This window comes from Stutzerimonas kirkiae, assembly GCF_004327335.1.
Classification (GTDB): Bacteria; Pseudomonadota; Gammaproteobacteria; order Pseudomonadales; family Pseudomonadaceae; genus Stutzerimonas; species Stutzerimonas kirkiae.
The window spans coordinates 16,449-41,442 of record NZ_QJUO01000003.1 but is presented as its reverse complement, the minus strand read 5'-3'; the positions used below and the strand labels follow the sequence as shown (position 1 = coordinate 41,442).

Below are 24,994 nucleotides of genomic sequence, written 5' to 3'. Positions count from 1 at the left end.
GTTCGTCGAACGTGCATGCCGGACCGGCCGGATCACGCCGACCACCGACACGGGGTGCCCCCCTCAGCGCTCGAACAGCGCCATCGCCTCCACATGCGCAGTCTGCGGAAACATATCCAGTACACCGGCCCGTTTCAGCCGGTAGCCCTGGGCGATCAGTTCGGCGCTGTCGCGCGCCAGCGTCGCCGGGTTGCAGGATACATAAACCAGCCGCCGCACCCCCAGCGCCGCGACCTGCCGCACCACCTCCAGGGCCCCCTCGCGCGGCGGATCGAGCAGCGCCGCGGAAAACCCGCCCACCGCCCAGGGCGCATCGGCCAGCGGCTTCGACAGATCGGCCTGGAAAAAGTGCACATTGCCCAAGGCATTGCGCAGGGCATTTTCGCGCGCGCGCGCCACCATCGCTTCGACACCTTCGACCGCCACCACCTGCGCAGTGCAACGCGCCATCGGCAGGGCGAAATTACCCAGCCCACAGAACAGATCGAGCACCCGCTCTCCCGGGAGCAATGCCAGCCAGTCCAGGGCTTGCTTCACCATGGCCTGGTTGACGACGGCATTCACCTGCACGAAATCCCCCGGCCGCCAGGCCAGCTCGAGCGCCCAGGGTTCCAGGCGATAGCCGAGGAAGCCATAGTCCTCGACAGGCTGCGGCTCGCCATCACCCTGCAGCCAGAGTTGCAAGCGGTACTGCACGGCGAACGCCAGCAGGCGCTGGTGATCCGCCGGCGCCAGCGCACCGATATGGCGCACCAGCAACGCTTCGCCGACACCGCTGAACAATTCGATATGCCCGAGCACCCGTGGCCGCTGCAGTTCGTGCAAGACGCCAAGCAAGTCCGGCAGGAGATTTTGCAAGGGCCGTACCAGCACCGGGCATTGCTCCAGGGCGATGATGTCCTGGCTGGAACGGGCGCGAAAACCGACCTCCAGGCGGGCATTGCGTTCGTCCCAGCGTACCGCCAGCCGTGCCCGGCGCCGGTAGCCGAATTCGGGGCCAGCCAGGGCCGGCGCCCAGTCCTGCGGCTCGAGCCCGCCGCTACGGCGCAGATGGTCCGCCAGGGCGGCCTGCTTCAGCGCCAGTTGATCCTCCGCCGAAGCATGCTGCAGTGTGCAACCACCACACTGGCGGGCATGCCGGCAGGTCTCGGCACGGCGTGCCGGGCTGGCCTGCAGCACCTGCTCGCAACGCGCCTCGACAATCTGCCGGCGCGCGGCCAACACCCGCGCCTCGACCTGTTCGCCAGGCAGCGCACCCTCGACGAACCAGGTACGCGCAGCGTTGAAACCGATACCGCGCCCGTCGTTGGACAGGCGCTCGATGCTCAGGCGCTGCTTCTTGCCCACCGGCAGTTGCGCCGCCTTCTCGCCGCCACTGGGCTGGAAGCGCAAGCCGGATGTACGCCTGGCCATCAGCGTTTTCCTTCAGGGAATTCAGACCGGCGCGTCATAGACACCAGTCGACAGGTAGCGATCGCCACGATCGCAGATGATGGCCACGATCACCGCATTTTCCACTTCCCGCGACAAGCGCAGGGCCGCCGCCACCGCCCCACCCGACGACACCCCGCAGAAGATGCCTTCTTCACGGGCCATGCGGCGCATGACCTGCTCGGCTTCGTGCTGGGACATATCGACCACGCGATCGACCCGCTCGGCCTCGAAGATCTTCGGCAGGTACGCCTGCGGCCAGCGGCGGATGCCGGGGATGGCCGAGCCTTCCAGCGGCTGCAGGCCGATGATCTGCACGGCGGGGTTCTGCTCCTTGAGGTAGCGCGAGACGCCCATGATGGTCCCGGTGGTGCCCATCGAGCTGATGAAATGGGTGATGGTGCCAGCGGTCTGGCGCCAGATCTCGGGGCCGGTGCTAGTGTAGTGCGCCTGTGGATTGTCGCCATTGGCGAACTGGTCCAGCACCTTGCCACGCCCTTCCGCCTGCAGCTTCAAGGCCAGGTCGCGCGCGCCCTCCATGCCCTCTTCCTGGCTGACCAGGATCAGCTCGGCGCCATAGGCGGTCATCGCCGCCTTGCGCTCGGCACTGGAGTTGTCCGGCATGATCAGGATCATCCGGTAGCCCTTGATCGCCGCCGCCATGGCCAGGGCGATGCCGGTGTTGCCGGAGGTGGCCTCGATCAGCGTGTCCCCGGGCGCGATGTCGCCACGCAACTCGGCCCGGTTGATCATCGACAGCGCCGGCCGGTCCTTGACCGAACCCGCAGGGTTGTTGCCCTCCAGTTTCACCAACAGGGTATTGCTGGTTTCACCCGGCAGGCGTTGCAGCCGCACCAGGGGCGTGTTGCCGACACAATCGGCGATGGTCGGATAATGGGTAGTCATGACGTCGTTGAACCGCACGGCCTGAAAAGTCGCACATGATACCGGCAACGGCCCATGGAGGGGCAGCGGATCGGCAGGCAATTGGAGGCATGCCTTTCAATTTCATGATGACTTCAACAGCGCTCCCGCCCGCTACCCGCCGAGCCCCGCCACGGCGGGTTTCCAGCAGGCAACAGTCCAGGCTCGAAGCGGAGAAATCCTAAAAGCGGTACTCCAGATTGCCGGTCAGGGTGCGGCCGGGGTAGAAGTTGTAGCCCAGCGTGGTCGGCGTGGCCTCCATCTCGTCGGTCAGGTTGGCCAGATAGAGGCCGACCTTGAGCTGCTCGTTGAAACGGTAGTTGGCGAACAAATCCAGCTTGACCACCCTGGGCCAGAGATAGGCATCTATCCAGCCATTGTCACTCGGCAACGCTGCCGAAGAACTATTGCCGGGATGAGCGCTGCCAGAGCTTTGAACGCTATCGACGTAATAGTAGGCGGCGCGCTGTTTGCCGCGGAAATGCGTGGTGGCGCCCAGTTCCAGCTTGCCCTCATAGGGCGTCAGCGCGGCGGTCAGGCTGCCGCGGATCGGCTCGATCAGGCTGGTTTCCATCCAGTTCCAGCCGGAATAGCACAGGCGTTTGCCCTTGCCCATCGGGGTATAGACGGTGTTGTCATCAGTATCCGTGCTCCTGTAATAAGCTTGCCCGCTAGGCGACTGCCAACTGCACATCTTGTTGTCGTGGCGTAGCGGAATGGTCAAATTACCGCGCAGATAGAACAGCGGCTGGCGATAGGCCAGATTTAGCTCGAACCCCTGGCGAATCACAGTCTCCAGATTATTGACATTGGCGACGTAACTGTTGGCTACCTGCGTACCGCCCTGTTCGTTAAGCGGCTCACCACTTCTTACGATAGGGCCGTAGCCAATATAATTACGGATATGGTTGCGGTAGAAGCCGACGCCCACATCGATCTTATCTTCGCGCGCCAGCCAACCGGCACGCTGGTAATTCGCGCCCAGTTGCAGGGATATATTTTTTTCCGGTTCTAGGTCGGGGTTGGCGGTAAAGCCCTGTCTCATCCACACGCCGTTGATATACATTTCATTGCTGGTGGGCGCGCGCTCGCCGTAGCCGATGCTGGCGTAGGTGGTCAGACCGGAACCCGGCCGGGTATATTGCAGCCCGAAATTGGCTGACTTCAGGTTGTAGTTATGCTTCTGGTTGTCAGAAATATAGCGAGTGTCACCGCTATCATCATCGATATGAAAATCTTTGATATATTCCGATGCTGCAGCCAAAGCCATTTGCCGGGCCTCGCTGGACGAATACCCCTGGCTGCGATAAAGATTTCTAAGAGATCCGTAAGTTGGCAGTGTACCCGCCTTGGTGATATTCCCGGACTCGAACATCGGCGAATAGACGTCCATTGATACGCGCTGCCAGCCAACCCCAACGCTGGCCTGCCATGGGCCGCTGTCCTCGGTGCTTAATGCTAACGCCAGCGCCAGGGTATCGTTGCGGGAATCCGGATCCCATACCAGCTCCTTATAATCGTACCCCAGGCTTTGCTGATGCTTTTGATACCACTGATCCTCGGTCAGACTGTCGACTTCTTTATCCGTGCGCCGTAATTCCAGCCCGGTATCCAGCCGCAGAGGACCTATCTTCGGTGCATCGAAATGACTGGCGTTGCTGATCTTCAATCCGTTCGATGCATTTTCGACGAAATAATGCATGGGTTCTCCCATGCCGTATGAACCTGGGACACCTGTCCAGCGCTGTTCTCGTTCCTGCTTTTCGTGATAAAAATGCACTTCCGGGTTGACCCAATCGGAAAAGGCCCCCTTGTATTTCAGACTGATCACCTGATTGTCCAATTCCGCGCCGACAGACCAGATCTTCTTCCCCCAATAGGCATTTCCGCCATCCGTCGGCACCCATACCTCCGGCTCCTGATCGGTCTGGTATTTTGCATGGCTGGTGGTGGCGAACAGTTCCAGACTCTGGTCATAGGCATCGTTGAAGTAATGACGCACTCTCAGCATCTGGGAATCGCCTTCCTTCTCGGTACCGGTCAGCGCGCCTGATTTGGCAGCCTGTTTCAGCCATTGCACTTGCTGCTTGTTGAACTGGCAATTGTGGAAGCCGTCCTGGAATCCTCCCGACATTCCCAGTATTCCCGAATAGCGGCAGTTGCTCGGTGATTGCTGTTGTGCTCCGTCGTTAAGCCAAAATCCAAAATTCTTGGCATGGGTATAGCGCAGCATATCCCCTTCATTGAAATGGCTGCCGACGCTGTAGGCGTCATTCTCACTGTCGGACGCGCCCAGCATGAAATCCCAGCGTTCGGTGCGGCTGGCCAGAAAAGCCGAACCCGAGGTTTTCTGGCCGTTAGCGTATTTGCTGAACCCGGTGGAACCCCGAACCATACCGCCCATGCTTCTGTCGGGAAGCAATATGTCATCGAGGTCAAGGTATTTGAAATCGACCGCCCCCCCCAAACTCCCCAGGCTTCCGGTGCTGCTATTGACCCCCCGGGTTACGTCAATGGACTTCAGGAACTGGGGGTCAACGAAGATAGAACCCGTTTGCCCAATGTCTTTGGTAAAGGCATGGAAATTCTGGGTGATGCCCTCGAGCGATTGCGCCACACGCCCATGCCCGGCAATACCCTGCACGCCTACCGACACTTCCGGCCGCGCATAGAGGCTATTGACCGAGGTGCCCGAGATCTGGTCGATCAGGTCGCTCATATGGCTGGCATTACGCCGTTCGATCAGTTCCTGGTCAGCCCCCTCGCTAATGCCGATCTTCTTTTCTTCTTCGGCGCTACCGATCACCGTCACCTCATCGAGGGTATGCATGGTGTCGCTGGCCTGCCGGGTATTCTGCGCCTGCGGTTCAGGCTGGGCTGGCTGCGCCAGCGCGTACGGACCGGCCAGCGCCAGGGCCACGGCCAACCACACCCGGTTGGGCCGCAGGGCCGGCATGCCCCGCTCGCACGGGGTTGCGGCAGTTGCCCGGTGCAGGTTAGTGCGCGCCATCGGTGGCGTCTCGGCCACGCTGTTGCTGAATGTCATGAAAATCTCCCCCGCAAGATACAAAGTCAAAAAAGAATCCGTTGCAAAAACCAGCGAAGACCGCCACATCCCCCGCCTGCGCAAAACCCCATCCGCACCAGGCCAGTCCCGTGCTGGAACGACGCGGATATCAAGGCGGGTGGCGGCAGAAGGCGATCCACGGCCAGGCTGGATGTGAATGATTGGCAATGACATCCATGACCGCTAACGGTATTCAGGAAAAACTTGACTTTCCCAGGATTTTTTTCGACGAGGCGCTGAAACCGGCAGCGTGCTTGCTGGCGCTTGAGCAATTGAAACAGCCGGGTTCCCCGGTGGGTATGGCTCGGCCCTCAGGAATGACGCCCAGTGCCGTACGCCGCACTGTCGATGTCATTATGGAGAAGCCGCGCAAGGCTCGCGGGCAGGCTCTTGCCGCAGTTCAGTTCAGGGCCTGGAAGGCATCGCCGGCCAGCGGCGGCATCCTGGGGTTGCCGCCCATTGCACACTGCTTGGGCGAGAGGCCGGTGTGGCTGCGGAACACCCGGCTGAAATAGCTGAGGTTGGCGAAGCCGCAATTGAAGGCGGTTTCGGTCACGGAGACGCCGCGTTGCAGTTGGGTGATGGCGGCATTGATGCGAATGCGGGTGAGGCAGGCATGCACCGAGCCGCCGAACAGCGCCTGGAAACCCGACTGCAGGCGTTTTTCGTGCAACCCCACGGCGCGCGACAGGGTTTGCAGGGTCCAGTTCTGCTCGTAGCCCTGCTCCAGCAGGGCACGCGCCTCGACCAGCCGCGCACGGTCGCCGGGCACGGGTAGCGCCGCCTGCCGCCGCGTCAGGTTTTCCTGCACGAAGCAGGCGATGGCCTCGAAGGCCTTGGCGCGCAGGTAGAGGTCGCGCGCAAGACAAGCGCCGGGATGACCGCTGCTCAGACCGATGAGATCGCTGGCCACGCGCCGCAGGCCGCTGGAAGCAGGAATGGCGGCCAGGAAGGCGTCGATATGCGACTGGCTGCCGCCGATGGCGTGGGCGCGGCGGCGCAGCTCGTCCATCTCCAGGCCGGTCAGGCTGCTCATGACGGCTTGCGGGATATGGATGCTGGCCAGGCGGAAGGCGCCCTCGGACTTGCCGTCGAGCACGTCCCAGCCGGAAACGTGCTGACCGGACGCCATCAGGATGGCGGAGCCGGAGCGCACGTCGAGCACGCTGCCATCATCGAGAGCGGTCTGTATGCGCCCTTCGAGCAGGATGTTGATGCTGAAAGCGGGTGGGCCTTCGGCGCGGAATGCCCACTGGCTAGCGGGACGGCCGTTGATGCAACTGACGTACAGGCCTTCGCAGGGCTGGTGCAGGTACATGGCGTGCCGCCAGCGCTCATCCACGGATTGCAGGCCGTCCTGCTGCAGTTGGGTCGGCTCCAGAGCCGGCTGGCCGGACCGTATCGGTGTCGTCCCCTGCATGAAATTTATCCTGAGAAAGTCAAGTTTTTCCTGGAAACCGTTAGCGGCGTTTCTCCATCCGGCCAATCATAGTCAATAACGATTGTCGTTTACATTGGTTTTGTTCGAATAAGCACGCAACAGGCACGATTCTTCTCCATTCAGGCACGACCATCAATGTCCTCGGTACACGCTCGCCATGGGCGAACGACGATCTCCAGCCAATCAACGGATTGCGGATTTCCTTCATGTCGAACCCTTCTACCGCCTCGCCGCGCCTGAGTGCGCGGCAGGTGCTGCCCGCCATCGCGGGCATCTATATCAGCCAGACCGTCATCACGGCCATGACCACCCAGGCGCTGCCTTCGTTGCTGCGCGATGCCGGTGCTTCGCTGGAGGTGGCCGGGCTGACCGCCCTGCTGTGGATACCCTGGGGCATTCGCTTCCTGTGGGCACCGGCGGTGGAGCGCTGGCGCCTGCCGGCCGGGCGGCTGGAGCGACGCTCACGCACCCTGGTGCTGGCGGGCCAGTGGCTGATCGCGGCGATCCTGCTGGGCCTGGGTCTGGCGGGGCTTGGCGGGTACTTCTTCCTGGACGGGCATGCCGGCTGGATTCTCGGTGGCCTGCTGCTGGCGGCGCTGGTGGCGGCCACCAGCGACGTGGCCAGCGACGGCTTCACCGTGGATCAGTTGGCCAGCCGTCAGCGCGGCTGGGGCAACGTGGCACAGGTGGGCGGCAGCTACGTCGGCGCGATGCTCGGCGCTGGCGGCTTCCTGCTGGTGGCCGGGCGGTTCGGCTGGCCGTGGGCGCTGCTGGCGGCCAGCCTGGCGATCGTGTTGCTGAGCGTGCCGATGCTGCCGCTGCGCGAGCCGCCGCGCGCGCGCGCGTTGGCGGCCCAGGGCCACCGCCCCGGCCTGCTGCATGCGCTGCGCCGCCCGCAGGTGCAGATCGGGCTGACGCTGTTACTGCTGTCGAGCCTCGGCGTGCGGCTGACGCTGGGCATGTTCGGTCCGTTCATGCTCGATCGCGGCATGAGCCTGGAGCAGGTGGGCTGGCTGTTCGGCTCACTGCACATCGTCGCCGGGCTGACCGGCGCGGTGCTGGGCGGTGTGCTGGTGCGCGCAGCGCCAGGCTGGCGGGCGGTGTGGATCGCGCTGGCGCTCAAGGCCGCCGTGTTCGCGCTGCTGAGCGTGGCCGCGGCCCCCGCATCGCTGGCCGGGTTGACGGTTCTGCTGGGGCTGCTGTTCGCGGTGCTGGGCTGCCTGTGGGTGGCGCTGTACTCGGCACTGATGGGGATCGCCTCGCCGCTGCAAGCGGGAGTGGACTTCACCATTTTCCAGAGCGCCGACGCGCTGCTGGCCGTGGCCTGCGGCGTGGCCGGGGGTTGGCTGGCCCAGCACCTGGGCTATGCGTTCTGCTTCGGGCTGGCCGCGGGGCTGACGCTGATCGCGCTGCTCGCGGTCAGGCGCCAGGCAGGTGCCGAGAGGCTCTCGTCCAGCACGCAAGTGGAGGCTACGCATGGCCGCTGACAAGTCGGGAGACAAGAGTGCATGGGCCATCATCCACCCGGTGCGCGGGCAGATCCGCCTGGCGCTGGCGCTGGCGGGCAGCGCCACGCTGGCGGCGCTGGGTGCGCAGGGCGCATTGGCCTGGTCGGTGCATGCGCTGCTGGTGGCACCCGGCCAGTGGCCGTGGCTGCCCCTGCTGCTGGCGGCGGCGCTGACGGTGCTGGGCTATGTACTGCGGCTGGCCGCCTTCAACCAGTCGCATTTCGCCGCCTTCCGGTTGGAGACGCGGCTGCGCACCGAGCTGTCCGAGCACTTGGCGCGGGTGCCGCTGGGCTATGTGCAGCAGACCGGTTCCGGGGCGCTGGGCAAGGTACTGATGGAAGATGTGAAGGCGCTGCACGTGTTCGTGGCCGACAGCACGCCGCTGTACGCGCGCGCCTACGTCTCGCCGCTGCTGACCTTCGCGCTGCTGTGGTGGCTGGACTGGCGCCTGGCGCTGGCGGCCACGGCGGTGCTGGCGGTGGGCCTGGCGGTGATGGCGCTGGCGCTGCGTGGCAGCCAGGACATGATGCGACAGTACAACGCAGCCGGAGAGAACGTCGGCCAGGCGGTGGTGGAATATGTGCAGGCCATGCCGGTGGTGCGCACCTTCGATACCGGCACGGTGACCTTCGGCCGCTACCAGCGGGCGCTGGACGCCTATCGCGAGGTGGTGACGCGCTGGTATCGCATGGCGGGGGTGTCTTCGCGCCTGGCGCAGGCCATCCTCAATCCGCTGCCGACGCTGGCCGTACTGGTGTGGCTGGGCGCCTGGCTGGTGAGCCACGATGCACTGGACACCGCCGCCTGGCTGGCGGCGCTGCTGGTGGGCACCGGCATGGCCGAATCGTTGATGCCGCTGATCTCGCTCAAGCACCTGGTCGGCAAGACCGAGATGAGCATCCAGCGCATCCACGAGGTAATGGCCGTACCGCCGCTGCCGGTGCCGGAGGCCACGCGGGCGCGGACACCACGAAACGCCAGCGTGGTCTTCGAGCGGGTGGACTTCCGTTACGCGGAAGGTGGCCCGCGGGTGCTGGAGGACGTGAGCTTTAGCGTGCCGCAGGGCAGCATCACGGCGCTGGTGGGGCCGTCGGGCGCGGGCAAGACCACGGTGGCGCGACTGATCCCGCGCTTCTGGGAGGTGAGCGCGGGCTGCATCCGGGTGGGCGGCGTGGATGTGCGCGAGATGCTGCCCGAAACGCTGATGCGGCAGGTGGCCTTCGTGTTCCAGGACACCTTTCTGTTTGCCGACAGCATTGCCGACAACATCCGCCTGGGCCTGCCCGATGCGGGCATCGACGAGGTGATCGCCGCCGCCCGGGCGGCACAGGCGCACGAGTTCATCATGGCGCTGCCACAGGGCTACGACACGCCGGCCGGCGAGCGCGGCATCTTTCTTTCGGGTGGACAGCGCCAGCGCATCAGCATCGCCCGCGCCATCCTGCAGAACCGGCCAATCCTGGTGCTGGACGAAGCCACGGCCTTCGCCGACCCGGAGAACGAGGCGGCACTGGTGGCGGCGCTGGCGAACCTGGTGCGCGGCAAGACGGTGCTGATGGTGGCGCACCGGCTTTCGACCATCCGCGACGCGGACCAGATCCTGGTGTTCGACCGGGGCCGGCTGGTCGAACGCGGCCGACATGACACGCTGGTGGCCGAGGAAGGCGTCTATGCCCGGCTGTGGCGCAATTACGAACGGGCACAACACTGGGCACTGGCGGGAGAGCGGGCATGAGCACAGGTAATACCACCTCGGCGCGGGTCACCCCACTGCGCGAGACATGGCGCCAGTTGATGGCCAGCGCCCGTAGCCGCGCGCCGCACCTGCGCGCCAGCCTGATCGGCCTGGGCCTAGCCGCCGCCGTACAGGGCCTGGCGCTGGCCTGCCTGATGCCGCTGTTCCGGGCACTGATCCCGGTAGCCGACTGGCAGTCTGCATGGCCCTGGCTGCTGGCGATGACGGCGCTGATGCTGGCGAGCACCCTGCTCCGCTGGTGGGCGCAGGGCTTCGACTATTGCGGCGACATGGTGCAGAACACCCACGAGCTGCGCAGCGCGCTGGGCCAGCAGTTGCGCCGCATTCCGCTGGAACGCCTGCAGGACAAGCGCGCTGGCGAGGTCCATGCCACGTTGCTGGGCAGCGTCGATGAGAACCTGAGCTACCTGCTGACCGTGGCCGGCCTGATGGCCCATGCGCTCATCACGCCGCTGGTGGTGGCGCTGGCGGCGCTGTATTTCGACTGGCGCCTGGGGTTGCTGCTGCTGGCGCTGTTCCCGCTGCTGATCCCACTGTACCGCTGGCGGCGGCCAGCCTATGGGCGTGGCCTGCGCATGCTGGCCGATGCCAACGCGCGCACCGGTGCCGACATCCTGGAATACACCCAGGGCCTGCCGGTGCTGCGCGCGGCCTGCTGCACCGGCGCCAAGGCCGAGCGCCTGCAGGCCGGCTTCGCGCATCTGCAGGCCATCCAGACCATCGGCCAGAAGAAAGGCGCCAAGCCGAACTTGATCCTGGCCACGGTGATGGAGCTGGGCATCCTGCTGGTGGTGTTCCTCGGCACGTTGCTGGTGCTACAGGGCTCGCTGGAGGTGGCGGTGCTGGCGGCGCTGCTGGTAATCGTGGTGCGCTTTGCCGAACCGCTGGCGACCTTCGTGCTGTACGCCAAGGTCATCGACCTGATCGAAGCGGCGCTGGGCAAGATCGACGCACTACTGTCGATCGCGCCGTTGCCGCAGCAGGCCCCGACGGGCGAGCCGGCGCATTTCGAGGTGAACTTCGTCGATGTGAGCTTCGCCTATGCGGGCAGCGAACGGCCCACGCTACGCGACTTCTCGGCCGTACTGCCCGCCCACGGCCTGACCGCGCTGGTGGGGCCGTCCGGCGCGGGCAAATCCACCGTGGCGCGCCTGTTGATGCGCCATGCCGACCCGCAGGCCGGGCGCATCCTGATCGGCGGCGTGAACATCCGCAGCCTGCCGCCGGAGCGGCTGAACGCGCTGGTGTCGGTGGTGTTCCAGGATGTCTACCTGTTCGACGACAGCATCCTCGCCAATATCCGCATGGCCCGGCCCGAGGCCAGCGACGAAGAAGTGGAAGCTGCCGCGCGCGCGGCGCACTGCCACACCTTCATCCAGCGCCTGCCCGAAGGCTACCGGACCCGCGTGGGCGACATCGGCGGGCGGCTGTCGGGTGGCGAACGCCAGCGCATCAGCATCGCCCGCGCCATACTCAAGGACGCGCCGATCGTGATCCTGGACGAACCCACCGCCGCGCTGGACACCGAAAGCGAGGTGGCAGTGCAGGCGGCCATCGACACGCTGGTGCGCGAACGCACGGTGATCGTTATCGCCCACCGACTCTCCACCATCGCGGCGGCCGACCAGATCCTGGTGATCGACGACGGCCAGGTGCTCGAAACAGGCCGGCACGCCGAACTGCTGGCACGCGCGGGGCGCTACGCGCGCATGTGGCAAGCGCAGCAGCGGGCCAAGGACTGGCACGTGGGGGCTTGAGCGATCGTGGCGGTCGCGCACCAGGCAATCCAGCGCCTGCGCCACCGCCCCACATGGCCCGGCATGGCATTCGGCCCTGGTTGGCGTCAACGATCAAATGTCGCGGACGGCCGCCTTGTCGGTGCGCCGCGCGTACCTGAACGATCGGCACATCTATCCCAGGTGCGCACGGCGCACCCTACCCCGCCCCACAGAGAGCTGACCACATGCCGACAGTTGATGCGTGTCGTGACACTAGAGCGGCCACGCCAGGATCTTCGGCGCCGCCTCGATGATCTGCCGGGACAGGTGTTCCATCCTGGGCGATTGCACGGTCCAGGTGTGCCAGTAAAGGGAGATGTCCAGCGGCTCATCCGCCGCCAGGTCGAGCATTTCCCCCGAGGCCAGGACATCGCTCAGCAGCAGCTCGGGCACCATGCCGTAGCCCAGCCCGTGGCGGATGGCGTTGAAATGCGGCTCGGCTCCCGGCACGTAGTGGCTGGGGTAGGCGCCCGCGGGCAGCCCGAAGCGCCGCAGGAGGAACGAGGATTGCAGGGTGTCCTTGCGGGTATAGGCGACCACCGGCGCCCTGCGCGCGGCCTCGCGGGTGAAGCCTGCGGAGAAGCTGCGCCGGACGAAATCCCGCGAGGCCACCAGGCGATAGCGCATGCGCCCCAGCGCGCTGGCGCTGCAGCCGCGCATCGGCCGGGCTTCGGTGCTGATGCAGGCGATCGCCAGGCCACTCTCCAGCAGGTTGTAGGTGTGGTCCTGGTCCTCGACCGTCAGGTCGAGCAGCACGCGTTCGCGAATCAGCACCTCGGCCAGCGCGGGAAAGAACCAGGTGCCCAGGCTATCGGCGTTGAGGGCGGCCACCACCACCAGCGGCGCATCCTCGCGCTGCGCCAGCGCGGCCAGCAGATCGTCCTCCAGCAGCATCGCCCGCCGCAGGTATTGCAGCAGGCGCTGGCCGGCCTCCGTGGCCCGGCATGGACGGCTGCGCACCACCAGGGCGCTGCCCAGCGTACTTTCCAGCGCCCGTACCCGCTGGGAAATGGCTGGCGGCGTCAGGTGCAGGCGTACGGCGGCCTGTTCGAAGCTGCCGGTTTCGATCACCACGCGAAAAGCCTCGGTCTGCCTGGGGTCGAGATTCATGCTGCCGCCCTTGATTAAGAAAAATTTTGCCTGGCCTATAAATACTTAGCCATAGCTATCCGGCCACCAGTCTGCCCCATAATCGCGCACTTTTCAGCCCCGGGCACCGTGGAGACGACAGTGACGCTACTGCATACCATCTACCTGATCGCGATCACCGCCGAAGCCATGTCCGGCGCCATCATGGGCATGCGCAAGGGCATGGACCTGTTCGGCATCTGCCTGCTGGGCAGCGTCACCGCGCTGGGTGGCGGCACCGCACGGGATATCCTGCTGGGACACTACCCGGTCGGCTGGATAGCCAACCCCGAGTACCTGACCTTCACCATCGGCGCCGCCATCGTCACCGGCTTCATCGCCCGCCACCTGCACCACCTGCGGATGGTCTTCCTGCTGGTCGATGGCCTGGGCCTGGTGGCATTCACCGTGATCGGCTGCGATGTCGCCATGAGCATGGGCTCACACCCGTCGATCGTGGTCCTGGCCGGCGTCATCACCGGCATTTTCGGCGGCCTGCTGCGCGACATGCTCTGCACCCAGGTGCCGATGGTGCTGCAGCGCGAACTCTATGCCACCGTCGCCCTGTTCACCGGCCTGCTGTACGTGGCCTTGCTGCATGCGGGCATCGGCAGCAACAGCGCTTCGCTGCTCGCACTGGGCAGCGGCTTCCTGTTCCGTGTACTGGCCGTGGCCTTCCATTGGCGGCTGCCCAGCTTCCAGGACAAGGATATCCGCGGCCTGGACTGACCGCCCGGCCAGGGCTGCTTCCCGCTCAATGGCCATGGAAGCCGGGTAATCGTGCGCCGCCTCGCCGCGGAGCGGATTGGCAATAGTGTGTCTGGCTTCAGGATCGTAAAGCGCGGCCTCGGGCTCATCGTCCCTGTGCGATTGCCCTGGGTCTGTTGCCAATATTGCCCCAATCGCCACAGCGAGCCGCTACACTTGGAGTCGGCTCGAAGTCTGCGGCGTGCCAGGCCGGGGGAGATGGAACGTGTTCAAAGATCTGGGAATCAGAACCCGCCTGCTGGTCCTGACACTACTGCCTGGGAGCCTGCTGGCCATTGCCCTGGGCGGTTATTTTTCCTGGTCGCAGCTTGCGCAGATGCACCAGCAACTCGACGAACGCGGCCAGTTGATCGCCAGGCAACTGGCGCCCCTGGTCGCCTCCCCTATCGCCCAAGGGCAGGACTGGCGGTTGCAGCGCATCCTCAACCAGATGCTGGATCACCCCGATGTCAGGGCGGTGGCGATCCTCGATCCCGAGCGCACACTGAAGCTCCATGCCGGCCCCAGTATGCTCACGCCGCCGCCGCCCAGCGACCCGCAGGACCTGACCCATGTCAGCAGCCTCGACACCACACGTATCCTGATGCCGGTCCAGGCCCGCCACCTGCATCTGGAGGACGATCTGCGCGGCGACGATGTGCGCCTGATCGGCTGGCTGGACCTGGAACTGTCGCACCATGCCACCCTGGTACGCGGCTACCGCAGCCTGTTCACCAGCCTGCTGCTGATCGGCGCCGGCCTGGTGATCACGGCCCTGTTCGCCCTGCGCATGGGCCGCAGCATCAGCCTGCCACTGCAACGCATCAAGCATACGGTCGCCCAGCTCAAGGAAGGACACCTGGAAACCCGCCTGCCGGCCCTCGGTGGGCATGAGATGGACGAACTCGCCTCGGGCATCAATCGCATGGCCGAGGCCCTGCTCAGCGCACGGGAAGAACTGCAGCAAAGCATCGACCAGGCCACCGAGGACGTGCAGCAGAACCTGGAGACCATCGAGATCCAGAACATCGAGCTGGATATGGCGCGCAAGGAGGCGCTGGAGGCGAGCCGCATCAAGTCGGAGTTCCTCGCCAACATGAGCCATGAAATTCGCACGCCGCTCAACGGCATCCTCGGCTTCACCCACTTGCTGCAGAAAAGCGACCTCACGCCACGCCAGCAGGATTATCTCGGCACCATAGAGAAATCCGCCGACAACCTGCTGGCGATCATCAATGAAATCCTCGACTTCTCGAAGATCGAGGCCGGCAAACTGGTACTGGAGAACATCCCCTTCAACCTGCGCGACCTGATCGAGGACACCCTGACCATTCTCGCGCCCTCCGCCCACGAGAAACACCTGGAGCTGGTCAGCCTGGTCTATCGGGATACGCCGCTGTCGCTGATCGGCGACCCGCTGCGGCTGCGCCAGGTACTGACCAACCTGGTCAGCAATGCCATCAAGTTCACCAGCCAGGGCTGCATCACCGTGCGCGCCATGCTCGAGGAGGAGGACAGCGAATGTCCCCAGTTGCGCATCAGTGTCCAGGACACCGGCATCGGCCTCACCGAGCAGGACATACGCGCCCTGTTCCAGGCCTTCAGCCAGGCGGACAACTCGCTGTCCCGCCAACCTGGCGGCACTGGCCTCGGCCTGGTCATTTCACGCCGGTTGATCGAGCAGATGGGCGGCGAGATCGGCGTCGACAGCATTCTCGAGGAAGGCTCCGAATTCTGGATCAGGCTGAAATTGCCGAAAGCGCGCGACGACATCGAGGACCTGCCGCACATGGCGCTGCTCGGACGCCGCGTGGCCCTGTTCGAGGCACACCCGCTGACTCGCCAGGCCTTGCAGCACCAGCTCGAGAGCTGTGGTTTGCAGGTGACGGCATACGACAACCTGGAACAACTGCGCCAGGACCTGAGCAGCGCGGAACCCGGGCAACGCATCGGCATTGCCATCCTGGGCATCACGCAACAGGATGGCACGCCCCACCGCCTCTACCAGAAGCTGCAGGAAATCATCGACCTCGGCTGCAAGTGCATCGTGCTCTGCCCGACCACCGAGCAGGCGCGCTATCACGAGATACTCCCGGAGCCCCATGCCGGTCTCCAGTTGCAAAGCAAACCCACCGCCACCCGCAAGCTGCAGCAGGCATTGCTGGAGTTCTGCTGCCCGCAACAGATCACCAGCGGCACCGCGCCGGCCAGCGACAGCCATCCGGCACGCCTGCTGTGTGTCGACGACAACCCGGCCAACCTGATGCTGGTGGAAACCCTGCTGCGGGATATGGGCGCGCAAGTGGTAGCCGTGGATAGCGGTCGCAAGGCCCTCGAGACCATCAGCCAGCAAACCTTCGACATGGTACTGATGGACATACAGATGCCGGGCATGGATGGCCGCCAGACCACCGAGGCCATACGCCAGTGGGAGCAAAGCAGCGGCGCCCGCACCACACCGATCGTGGCGCTGACCGCCCACGCCATGGCCAGTGAAAAGCGCTCGCTGCTGCAGAGCGGCCTGGACGACTACCTGACCAAGCCGATCAGCGAACGCCAACTGGAGCAGATCGTCCTCAAGTGGACCGGCCTCAACCTGCGCCCGCAGGGCGGCAAACAAGGGGTCGATACGCCGCTGGTGAAAAACGAAGCGAAGGTGCTGGATCACGAAGAAGGCCTGCGCCTGGCGGCGGGCAAGCCGGAACTGGCGGCCGAGATGCTGGACATGCTGCTGGAATCGCTCGAAGACGAACGCCAGGCCATTCGCCAGGCCCGTGACACGAACGACAGGCAGGCATTGCTGGAGCGGGTGCATCGCCTGCATGGCGCCACCCGCTACAGTGGCGTCCCGCAATTGCGCAACGCCTGCCAGCGCAGCGAAATCCTGCTCAAGCAGGAGCACTACAGCGCGGAAATAGCCCTGGACGAACTCGATGCCGCCATCGTGCGGCTGTTGCAGGCTACCAGGCAGCAGGATCGAACAGGCTGAAGCAGAGCCTGGCGCCACCCCTGCCGCGATGCCGCATGCACCATTGGTGAACGAATGTCCGGGGGCCTTGGCGCAGGGTGCGCCATGCGCACCGGAGCCGACCACGCCAATCGCCCAGGTACGTGCGGAACACCCGACACAGGGGCGCGATTACCCACCGGGCCACTCCATCGTTGCCGCAACGCTCAGGCGCGCACCCACAGGCCATACTCCGCCGCGGCATCGCGCAGCCAGAGGCTGAAGTAGTCGCTGAAACTGCGGCGGATCAGCAGTTCCCAGGTGTCTTCCCCGGTGCGGCGGATCAGGCACTGGGACTTGGCGAACACACTGCCGACGGCCTTGCCCGGCGGGAAGTTGCGTGGATGGACATCGTAGGGAGTGGATTTCATCAACAGGTCGCGGACGTGCGGGCCGGACAGTTCGAGCAGGGTCTGACCGCCGCTGACGTTGACCACGGAGTAGTGCAGATCGGCCCCCAGGGCCGCACGCAGGCGCCGCTCATAGGCCAGCTCCTCGCCGCCAGGAACGATCAGCAGCCATTCATCCGGTGCCAGCCATTGCAGGGACAGCTCGCCCTCGGCCACCACCGTCAGGGCGCCCGGCAGTTCCACCCCGAGCACCTCGTTCAGCGCGCTGGCGAAAGCGTCGTCGCTGGCGTCGCCGCGCAGCAGCAGATGGCCGAGCAGGCCACGCTCGCGCAGGATCACCCCGGCCGTGGCCGGGCCAGGTCCGGCCAGCAGGCCGGCGCGTTGCAGCGGGGGTTCGCCCGCGATGGAAGCATTCGGGCGTTGCAGGTAAACATTTACAGTGCTCATGTCGTTTTCCCCGACCGAAGGCACATGGCGCCTCCGGCGATAAGCCATTCCAGGGGCCGGCGTCGCCGGCCCGCCGCCTCATTCCAGGTTCTGCCGCTCGCCCTGCGGATCGTAGAACACCGACCCGACGATTTCCGCGACGATGCAACGCCCGTTCTCCAGTGGCGCATAGACTTTCTCGCCGATGCGTGCGAGGCCATTCTTCACCAGCGCCATGGCGAAACCATGGCCGAGGGTGGCGCTCATGTAGCTGGAAGTGACGTGGCCGACCATCGGCACCGGCAGCGGATGGCCAGGGTCGTCGACCAGTTGCGCGCCTTCCGGCAGCACCTCGCGGGGGTCCAGCGGCTTGAGCCCGACCAGTTGCTTGCGCCCTTCCCGCACGCAGTCCTCGCGGTTCATGCCGCGCCAGCCGATCCAGGAGAATGGCTTGCTCTTGCCCACCGCCCAGCCCATGTTGAGGTCGAACGGGGTGACCGTGGCATCGGTGTCCTGGCCGACGATGATGAAGCCCTTCTCGGCGCGCAACAGGTGCATGGTCTCGGTACCGTAGGGGGTCAGGCCATACTGGGCGCCAATCTCCAGCAGGCGCTTCCATACCGCCAGGGCATAGTCGGCCTGGACGTTGATCTCGTAGGACAATTCGCCGGTGAAGGAGATGCGGAACACCCGCGCCGGCACTCCGGCGACCTCGCCCTCCTTCCAGCTCATGAACGGGAAAGCCTCGCGGCCTAGGTCGAGGTCGGTCAATTCGCCCAGCAGCTTGCGGCTATTGGGGCCGGACAGGGTCATGGTCGCCCAGTGGTCGGTGACCGAGGTGAAGTACACCTTCAGTTCCGGCCACTCGGTCTGGTGGTACAGCTCCAGCCACTCCAGCACCCGCGCCGCGCCGCCGGTGGTGGTGGTCATCAGGAAGTGGTTGTCGGCCAGGCAGGCGGTGACGCCGTCGTCGAAGACCATGCCGTCTTCCTTGCACATCAGCCCGTAGCGCGCCTTGCCCACGTCCAGCCTGGTCCAGGCGTTGGTGTAGACGCGGTTGAGGAACTCGCGGGCATCCGCACCCTGAATGTCGATCTTGCCCAGGGTGGTGGCATCCAGCAGGCCCACCGCCTCGCGCACCGCGCGGCATTCGCGCGCCACCGCGGCGTGCATGTCCTCCCCCTGGCGCGGGTAGTACCAGGGGCGCTTCCACTGGCCAACGTCCTCGAACAGCGCGCCATTGCGCTCATGCCAGGCATGCAGGGCGGTGGTGCGCACCGGCTCGAACAGTTCGCCGCAATGGCGACCGGCCACGGCGCCGAAGCTCACCGGCGTGTAGTTGGGGCGGAACATGGTGGTGCCGACTTCGGCAATGCGCTTGCCCTGGACACGCGCGGCGATGGCCATGCCGTTGATGTTGCCGAGTTTGCCCTGGTCGGTGCCGAAGCCCATCGCGGTGTAGCGCTTGACGTGCTCGATGGCCTCGAAACCTTCGCGGCAGGCCAGTTCGATGGCCGCCGCGGTAACGTCGTTCTGCAGGTCGACGAACTGCTTGGGCGCCTGTGACACCGGCTTGTGGTGCGGCACCAGGAACAACCCGAGCAATGGCTCTTCGATCACCCGGCTGGTGACCGGCACACTGGCCGGCGGGGCCATGAAGCCGACATCGGCGGCCGCCCTGGCACCGGCCTCGAAGCCGTCGGCGAGCACGTCGCCAAGGCTGAATACACCATGCACCGCACCGGCGCAGACGCGGCGCTGGATACCGACGCTGTCGCCGGGCACGAAACCCTGGATATCGTCGCGCCACAGCGGCCGGCCACCGAGGTGCGAGGCCAGGTGGACCACCGGGCTGTAGCCGCCGGAGGTGGCGATCAGGTCGCAGTCCAGCCACTGGCCGGCACTGAGTACACGATGGCCGGCGACATCGATGGCGGCCACCATGCCAGCCTCGACGCACTTGCCGCCACGCGCCTCGATCACCGCGCTGCCGCCGAGCACGTTCACGCCGCGCGCACGCACCGCCTCGACCCAGGTGCCATGTGGATCGGGCCGGGCATCGGCGACAGCGACCACTTCGAGACCGGCGTCCAGCCAGTCGAGGGCGGTCCGGTAGGCGTAGTCATTGTTGGTCGACAGCAGCAGGCGCTGGCCCGCTGCCACGCCGTAGCGCCGCAGATAACAGGAAACCGCCCCGGCCAGCAGATTGCCGGGCACATCGTTGTTGGCGTAGACCAGCGGCCGCTCATGGGCGCCGCAGGCCAGCACCACCCGGCCGGCGCGCACCCGGTGCAGGCGCTGGCGCACCTGGCCGGCCGGGGCGGCTTCACCAAGGTGGTCGGTACGGCGTTCATGAATGGTCAGGAAGTTCTGGTCGTGGTAGCCGTTGACGGTGGCCCGTGGCAGCAGCAGCACCTCCTCGCAGCCACGCAGTTCGCCCAGCGCCGCTTCGACCCAAGCCATCGCCGGACGACCATCGAGGGTCTCGCGGCAATCCAGCAGGCTGCCGCCGAACGCCTCCTGCTCGTCGGCGACGATCACCCGCGCGCCACTGCGCGCCGCCGACAACGCGGCGGCCAGGCCGGCGGGGCCGGCGCCGACCACCAGCACGTCGCAGTGGCGGTTGACCAGGTCGTAGCGATCGGGGTCGGTGGCGGTGGGCGCCCGCCCCAGGCCCGCGGCCTTGCGGATGACCTTCTCGTAGCTCATCCACATGGAGGCCGGGTACATGAAGGTCTTGTTGTAGAAGCCCGGCGGCATCAGCTTGCCGGCGAACTTGCCGAGCACCCCCATGATATCGCTGTCGACGTTCGGCCAGCCGTTGCTGCTGCGGGCGACCAAGCCTTCGTACAGTGCCTGCTGGGTGGCGCGGATATTCGGCACCTGGGTCTCTTCGCGGGAGCCGAGCTGGAGGATCGCGTTCGGCTCTTCGGCGCCAGCGGCGACCAGGCCACGCGGGCGCGAATACTTGAAGCTGCGACCGACCACGTCGATGCCGTTGGCCAGCAGGGCCGAGGCCAGGCTATCCCCGGCATAGCCCTGGTAGCGCTTGCCGTTGAAGGTGAAGCTCAGTGGCTGGCCGCGGTCGATGCGGCCTCCCTGGGCGAGGCGCTTGCCCTGGCTCATGCGGTTTCTCCTTGCTGCGCGGCGGCCTGTTCGTCAGCGGCCAGTCGCGATGGGCGGCCGATCGGGTAGGTTTCGAGGATCTCGTAAGTCACCGTATGACGGGCGACGTTGAAGTATTTGCGGCAGCCGGCGGCGTGCACCCACAGTTCACGGTGCACGCCACGGGTGTTGTCACGGAACCACATATATTCGCCCCACTCCCGGTCGGAGCAGGCCTCGGGATCCAGGGGGCGGGCGATATGCGCCTGGCCACGGGCGTGAAACTCCTCTTCGGAGCGCGATTCGCCACAATACGGGCAATGGATAAGAAGCATTTCGGCACCTCGATGAGCATTTGAGCTGGCTCGGTTTCGCTGCGGGCCGGAGGCTGGACGGGGGCGACCGGGCTCTCGTCCAGCCTGCGGCCTGCAGCGCTCTGGTGGTCTTTCCGCCTTGTTCAGTGGGCCACGGCGGCGGCGCCGTGTTCGTCGATCAGCGCGCCGCTATGGAAACGCTCCAGGGCGAAGGGCTTGGCCAGCGGGTGCGGCTCACCCCTGGCCAGGGTGGCGGCGAACACGTTGCCCGAGCCCGGCGTGGCCTTGAAGCCGCCAGTACCCCAGCCACAGTTGATGAACAGGTTCTTCAGCGGCGTGCTGCCGATGATCGGGCAGGCATCCGGGGTGGTGTCGACGATGCCGCCCCATTGGCGATTCATGCGCACCCGCGAGAGCACCGGGAACATTTCGACGATGGCCTGCAGGGTGTGTTCGATCACCGGATAGGAGCCGCGCTGGCCATAACCGACCCAGGTGTCGATACCGGCGCCGATCACCAGGTCGCCCTTGTCCGACTGGCTGATATAGCCGTGCACGGCGTTGGACATGATGACGGTGTCGATCACCGGCTTGAGCGGTTCGGAAACCAGCGCCTGCAACGGGTGCGACTCCAGCGGCAGCTTGAAGCCGGCCAGGCCGGCGAGGTGGCCGCTATTGCCGGCCACCACCATGCCGACGCGCTTGGCGCCGATGAAACCGTTGCGGGTTTCGACACCGATCACCGCGCCATCCTGCTTGCGGAAGCCGGTCACCTCGGTGTTCTGGATCAGGTCGACGCCGAGGGCGTCGGCGGCCCGTGCGAAGCCCCAGGCCACGGCATCGTGGCGGGCATTGCCGGCGCGCCGCTGGACGCTGGCGCCGAGCACCGGGTAACGGGCGTTGTGGAGGTTGAGGAAAGGAATCTCCTGCTCCACCTGGCGGGCATCGAGCAATTCATTGTCGATACCGTTGAGGCGGTTGGCGCTGACCAGTCGCTGGTTGTCGCGCAGGTCCTGCAGGGTATGGCACAGGTGGTAGCAGCCACGCTGGGAAAACATCACGTTGTAGTTGAGGTCCAGGGACAGGCCCTCCCACAGTTTCATCGCGTGCTCATAGAGTTGCGCCGACTCGTCCCACAGGTAGTTGGAGCGCACGATGGTGGTGTTGCGGCAGGCGTTACCGCCGCCCAGGTGGCCCTTCTCGAGCACCGCCACGTTACGGATACCGTGCTCCTTGGCCAGGTAATAGGCAGTAGCCAGGCCGTGCAGGCCGCCGCCGACGATGAGCACATCGTAGACCGGCCTGGGCGTCGGGTTGCGCCATTGGCGCTGCCAGTTCTCGTGGTGGCTGAAGGCGTTCTTCAGCAGGGCGAAGCCTGAATAGCGTTGCATTGCGGATTCCTCGCACGGGTCAGCGGTAGACCGGGTAATCGGCGCACAGGCCGGCGACCTCGCGGCCGATCATGGCCTCGACATCGGCATCGCCCAGGTGGTCGAGCACGTCACAGATCCAGCAGGCCAGTTCGCGGCTCTGCGGCTCCTTGAGCCCGCGGGTGGTGATCGCCGGCGTACCGATACGGATGCCAGAGGTGACGAAGGGCGACTGCGGGTCGTTGGGCACGGCGTTCTTGTTCACCGTGATACCGACCCGGCCGAGGGCGGCGTCGGCCTCCTTGCCGGTCAGGCCCTGCTTGATCAGCGAGAGCAGGAACAGGTGGTTGTCGGTGCCGCCGGAAACCACTTCGTAGCCACGCTCGATGAAAACCTCGGCCATGGCCTTGGCGTTGTTCACCACCTGTTTCTGGTAGGCGACGAATTGGGGTTCCATCGCTTCCTTGAAGCACACCGCCTTGGCGGCGATCACGTGCATCAGCGGGCCGCCCTGCTGGCCGGGGAACACCGCGGAGTTGAGTTTCTTCTCCAGTTCCGCGTCGGCCTTGGCCAGGATCAGCCCGCCGCGCGGGCCGCGCAGGGTCTTGTGGGTGGTACTGGTGACGACATCGGCATAGGGCAGCGGGTTGGGATACAGGCCCGCGGCGACCAGGCCGGCGACGTGGGCCATGTCGACGAACAGATAGGCGCCGACCTCGTCGGCGATCTCGCGGAAGCGGGCGAAATCGAGGATTTTCGAGTAGGCGGAGAAGCCGGCGACGATCAGCTTCGGCTTGTGCTCCAGGGCCAGGCGCCGCACTTGCTCGTAGTCGATCAGCCCGCTGGCCGAATCCAGGCCGTACTGCACCGCGTTGTACAGCTTGCCCGAGGAGCTGACCTTGGCGCCGTGGGTCAGGTGGCCGCCATGGGCCAGGCTCATGCCGAGAATGGTGTCGCCGGGATTGAGCAGCGCCAGGTAGACCGCGGCGTTGGCCTGGGAGCCGGAATGCGGCTGGACGTTGGCGTAACCGGCGCCGAACAACGCCTTGGCGCGCTCGATGGCCAGTTGCTCGACCTTGTCGACGTACTCGCAGCCACCGTAGTAGCGCTTGCCCGGATAGCCCTCGGCATACTTGTTGGTCAGCCCGCTGCCCTGTGCCTGCATGACCCGCTTGCTGGCGTAGTTTTCCGAGGCGATCAGTTCGATATGGCGTTCCTGGCGCAGATCTTCCTCGTCTATCGCGGCGAGCAGTTCGTCGTCGTAACCCTTGATCTGATCGGTCTTGCTGAACATGTATCCCCCTGTGGCGCGTCACTGTGCGCCGGCATGTCTGGACCGGTCCGGATGGCCGGTTTGAGTGCGATGGTAGGTCCGCCCTGCGCCACGAAGATGCCTGTGCACGCCACGCGACGATTCGTTTGCGACATCGCCCGCAAGCCGCCGCAAGCGCCGGGCCAAGGCAGGCAACGCAGGCACGGCGGGCCACAGCGCCCAGGCGGGGGCCCTGGCAAAGGTTTCAGAAATCGATCACCAGGTCGCTTTTCGGTACGCAGCAGCAGGACAGGATGTAGCCCTCCGCCTCGTCTTCCTCGGTGATCCCGCCGTTGTGTTCCATCTCAACCTCGCCACTGCTCTTGAGCACCCGGCAGGTGCCGCAGATGCCCATGCCGCAGGCCTTGGGAATATGCAGGCCGAGCTTGGCGGCGGCGGCATGCACGGTTTCGCCGGGGGCGATGCGCACGCTCTTGCCGGAAGCCTGGAACGCCACCTCGAACTGCCTGGCCGCGGGCTCCGCGTCGGCGGCCTCGGCGGCCTGCTCGCGGGCTTCCGTACGAACCTCGGTCGGGGTCGGGCCGAAGGCTTCCTCGTGGTAATGCTGCATGTCGTAGCCACGGCTCTCCAGCAACTGCCGGACCGCGCGCATATAGGGCGCGGGACCGCAGCAGAAGATTTCCCGTTCGCGGAAATCCGCGGCGATCAGCTCCAGCATCGGCGCGCTGAGATAGCCCCGGTAGCCGGTCCAGGCCTCGCCGAAACCGTGTTTCTCGCAAATCAGGTGCAAGGCGAAGTTGTCCAGCCGCGCCGCCATATTCTCCAGCTCGCGCTGGAAAATGATGTCGCGCGGCGAGCGGGCGCTGTGCACGAACACCATGTCGACCCCGGCGTTGGTGTCGCAGAACCAGCGCGCCATCGACATCAGCGGGGTGATGCCGACCCCGCCGGACAGCAGCAGCACCTTGTCGGCCGGAAAGTCGATGGCGTTGAAGGCCCCCACCGGGCCGTGCACGGCCAGCGTGTGGCCCAGCGCCATATTGTCGTGCAGCCAGTTCGACAGCAGGCCGCCGGCCACCCGCTTGACGGTGATGGAGAAGCTGTAGGGCACCGCCGGCGAACTGGCGATGGTGTAGGAGCGCATCACCTGCTGGCCGTCGACCTGCAGCTCCAGGGTGACGAACTGGCCGGGCTTGAAGAAGAACATCAACGGCTGTTCCGCCATGAAGCAGAAGGTTCGAACGTCCCAGGTCTCCTGGATCACCTTGACACAACGCACCACATGGCGGCCGTTGCTCCAGGTCTGGGTAGTGACGGGATTGAGGAAATTGCTGGTCATGGTCGCTACTCGCACGCAAGGGGCCGCCAC

Annotated in this window: 16 protein-coding genes; 5 read left to right on the top strand and 11 right to left on the bottom strand. The window is 65.6% G+C overall.

The window, feature by feature from the left end:
• Positions 1-63 precede the first annotated feature (63 nt).
• The 4 genes from rlmD to DNJ95_RS03015 form a co-directional block, all read right to left on the bottom strand.
• Positions 64-1,413 carry a 23S rRNA (uracil(1939)-C(5))-methyltransferase RlmD gene (gene rlmD / locus DNJ95_RS03030; protein WP_131183245.1) on the bottom strand — a complete coding sequence of 450 codons (1,350 nt, stop codon included), beginning with the start codon at positions 1,411-1,413 and terminating at the stop codon, positions 64-66.
• 21 nt (positions 1,414-1,434) lie between these two features.
• On the bottom strand, positions 1,435-2,337 hold the full coding sequence (gene cysM, locus DNJ95_RS03025; RefSeq protein WP_131183244.1) for a cysteine synthase CysM: 903 nt from the start codon (positions 2,335-2,337) through the stop codon (positions 1,435-1,437).
• Between the two features lie 199 nt (positions 2,338-2,536).
• Positions 2,537-5,401, bottom strand: coding sequence for a TonB-dependent receptor domain-containing protein (locus DNJ95_RS03020; protein WP_131183243.1), 2,865 nt, complete (start codon positions 5,399-5,401; stop codon positions 2,537-2,539).
• Between the two features lie 421 nt (positions 5,402-5,822).
• Positions 5,823-6,842, bottom strand: a complete 1,020-nt coding sequence (locus tag DNJ95_RS03015; protein WP_131183242.1) for a helix-turn-helix transcriptional regulator — start codon at positions 6,840-6,842, stop codon at positions 5,823-5,825.
• Positions 6,843-7,069: 227 nt separating this feature from the next.
• Here DNJ95_RS03015 and DNJ95_RS03010 point away from each other — a divergent pair, with 227 nt between their 5' ends.
• From DNJ95_RS03010 to DNJ95_RS03000, 3 genes are read left to right on the top strand one after another with little or no spacing between them, the layout of a single operon-like run.
• Positions 7,070-8,350: an MFS transporter gene (locus DNJ95_RS03010; RefSeq protein ID WP_131183241.1), complete on the top strand. Its 1,281-nt coding sequence runs from the start codon at positions 7,070-7,072 to the stop codon at positions 8,348-8,350.
• The gene (locus tag DNJ95_RS03005) at positions 8,340-10,106 is read left to right on the top strand and encodes an ABC transporter ATP-binding protein (protein ID WP_131183240.1); all 1,767 of its coding nucleotides are present in this window, start codon (positions 8,340-8,342) and stop codon (positions 10,104-10,106) included. The genes DNJ95_RS03010 and DNJ95_RS03005 overlap by 11 nt, the downstream gene beginning before the upstream one ends.
• A complete protein-coding gene (locus DNJ95_RS03000; RefSeq protein ID WP_131183239.1) occupies positions 10,103-11,884 on the top strand; it encodes an ABC transporter ATP-binding protein in 1,782 nt (593 codons plus the stop codon). The genes DNJ95_RS03005 and DNJ95_RS03000 overlap by 4 nt, the downstream gene beginning before the upstream one ends.
• Positions 11,885-12,118: 234 nt before the next feature.
• On the opposite strand, the gene DNJ95_RS02995 is transcribed toward DNJ95_RS03000, so the two are convergent.
• Positions 12,119-13,015 carry an HTH-type transcriptional regulator ArgP gene (locus DNJ95_RS02995; RefSeq protein WP_131183238.1) on the bottom strand — a complete coding sequence of 299 codons (897 nt, stop codon included), beginning with the start codon at positions 13,013-13,015 and terminating at the stop codon, positions 12,119-12,121.
• 120 nt (positions 13,016-13,135) lie between these two features.
• Between DNJ95_RS02995 and DNJ95_RS02990 the strand changes: the two genes are divergently transcribed.
• Together DNJ95_RS02990 and DNJ95_RS02985 are read left to right on the top strand one after the other, a co-directional pair.
• On the top strand, positions 13,136-13,762 hold the full coding sequence (locus DNJ95_RS02990; protein WP_131183237.1) for a trimeric intracellular cation channel family protein: 627 nt from the start codon (positions 13,136-13,138) through the stop codon (positions 13,760-13,762).
• Between the two features lie 244 nt (positions 13,763-14,006).
• Positions 14,007-16,769 (top strand): response regulator, encoded by a 2,763-nt coding sequence (locus DNJ95_RS02985; RefSeq protein WP_181953366.1) that lies wholly within the window; start codon positions 14,007-14,009, stop codon positions 16,767-16,769.
• 185 nt (positions 16,770-16,954) lie between these two features.
• On the opposite strand, the gene DNJ95_RS02980 is transcribed toward DNJ95_RS02985, so the two are convergent.
• From DNJ95_RS02980 to DNJ95_RS02955, 6 genes are all read right to left on the bottom strand, one after another.
• The gene (locus DNJ95_RS02980) at positions 16,955-17,584 is read right to left on the bottom strand and encodes a sarcosine oxidase subunit gamma (RefSeq protein ID WP_131183236.1); all 630 of its coding nucleotides are present in this window, start codon (positions 17,582-17,584) and stop codon (positions 16,955-16,957) included.
• A 78-nt stretch (positions 17,585-17,662) separates the two neighbouring features.
• Positions 17,663-20,689 (bottom strand): sarcosine oxidase subunit alpha, encoded by a 3,027-nt coding sequence (locus tag DNJ95_RS02975; RefSeq protein ID WP_131183235.1) that lies wholly within the window; start codon positions 20,687-20,689, stop codon positions 17,663-17,665.
• Positions 20,686-21,003, bottom strand: coding sequence for a sarcosine oxidase subunit delta (locus DNJ95_RS02970; protein WP_131183234.1), 318 nt, complete (start codon positions 21,001-21,003; stop codon positions 20,686-20,688). Before DNJ95_RS02970 ends, DNJ95_RS02975 begins: the two co-directional genes overlap by 4 nt.
• Positions 21,004-21,125: 122 nt before the next feature.
• The gene (locus DNJ95_RS02965) at positions 21,126-22,373 is read right to left on the bottom strand and encodes a sarcosine oxidase subunit beta family protein (protein WP_131183233.1); all 1,248 of its coding nucleotides are present in this window, start codon (positions 22,371-22,373) and stop codon (positions 21,126-21,128) included.
• Positions 22,374-22,392: 19 nt separating this feature from the next.
• Positions 22,393-23,646 carry a serine hydroxymethyltransferase gene (gene glyA, locus DNJ95_RS02960; protein WP_131183232.1) on the bottom strand — a complete coding sequence of 418 codons (1,254 nt, stop codon included), beginning with the start codon at positions 23,644-23,646 and terminating at the stop codon, positions 22,393-22,395.
• Positions 23,647-23,869: 223 nt separating this feature from the next.
• Positions 23,870-24,964, bottom strand: coding sequence for an FAD-binding oxidoreductase (locus tag DNJ95_RS02955; RefSeq protein ID WP_131183231.1), 1,095 nt, complete (start codon positions 24,962-24,964; stop codon positions 23,870-23,872).
• Between the last annotated feature and the right edge of the window lie 30 nt (positions 24,965-24,994).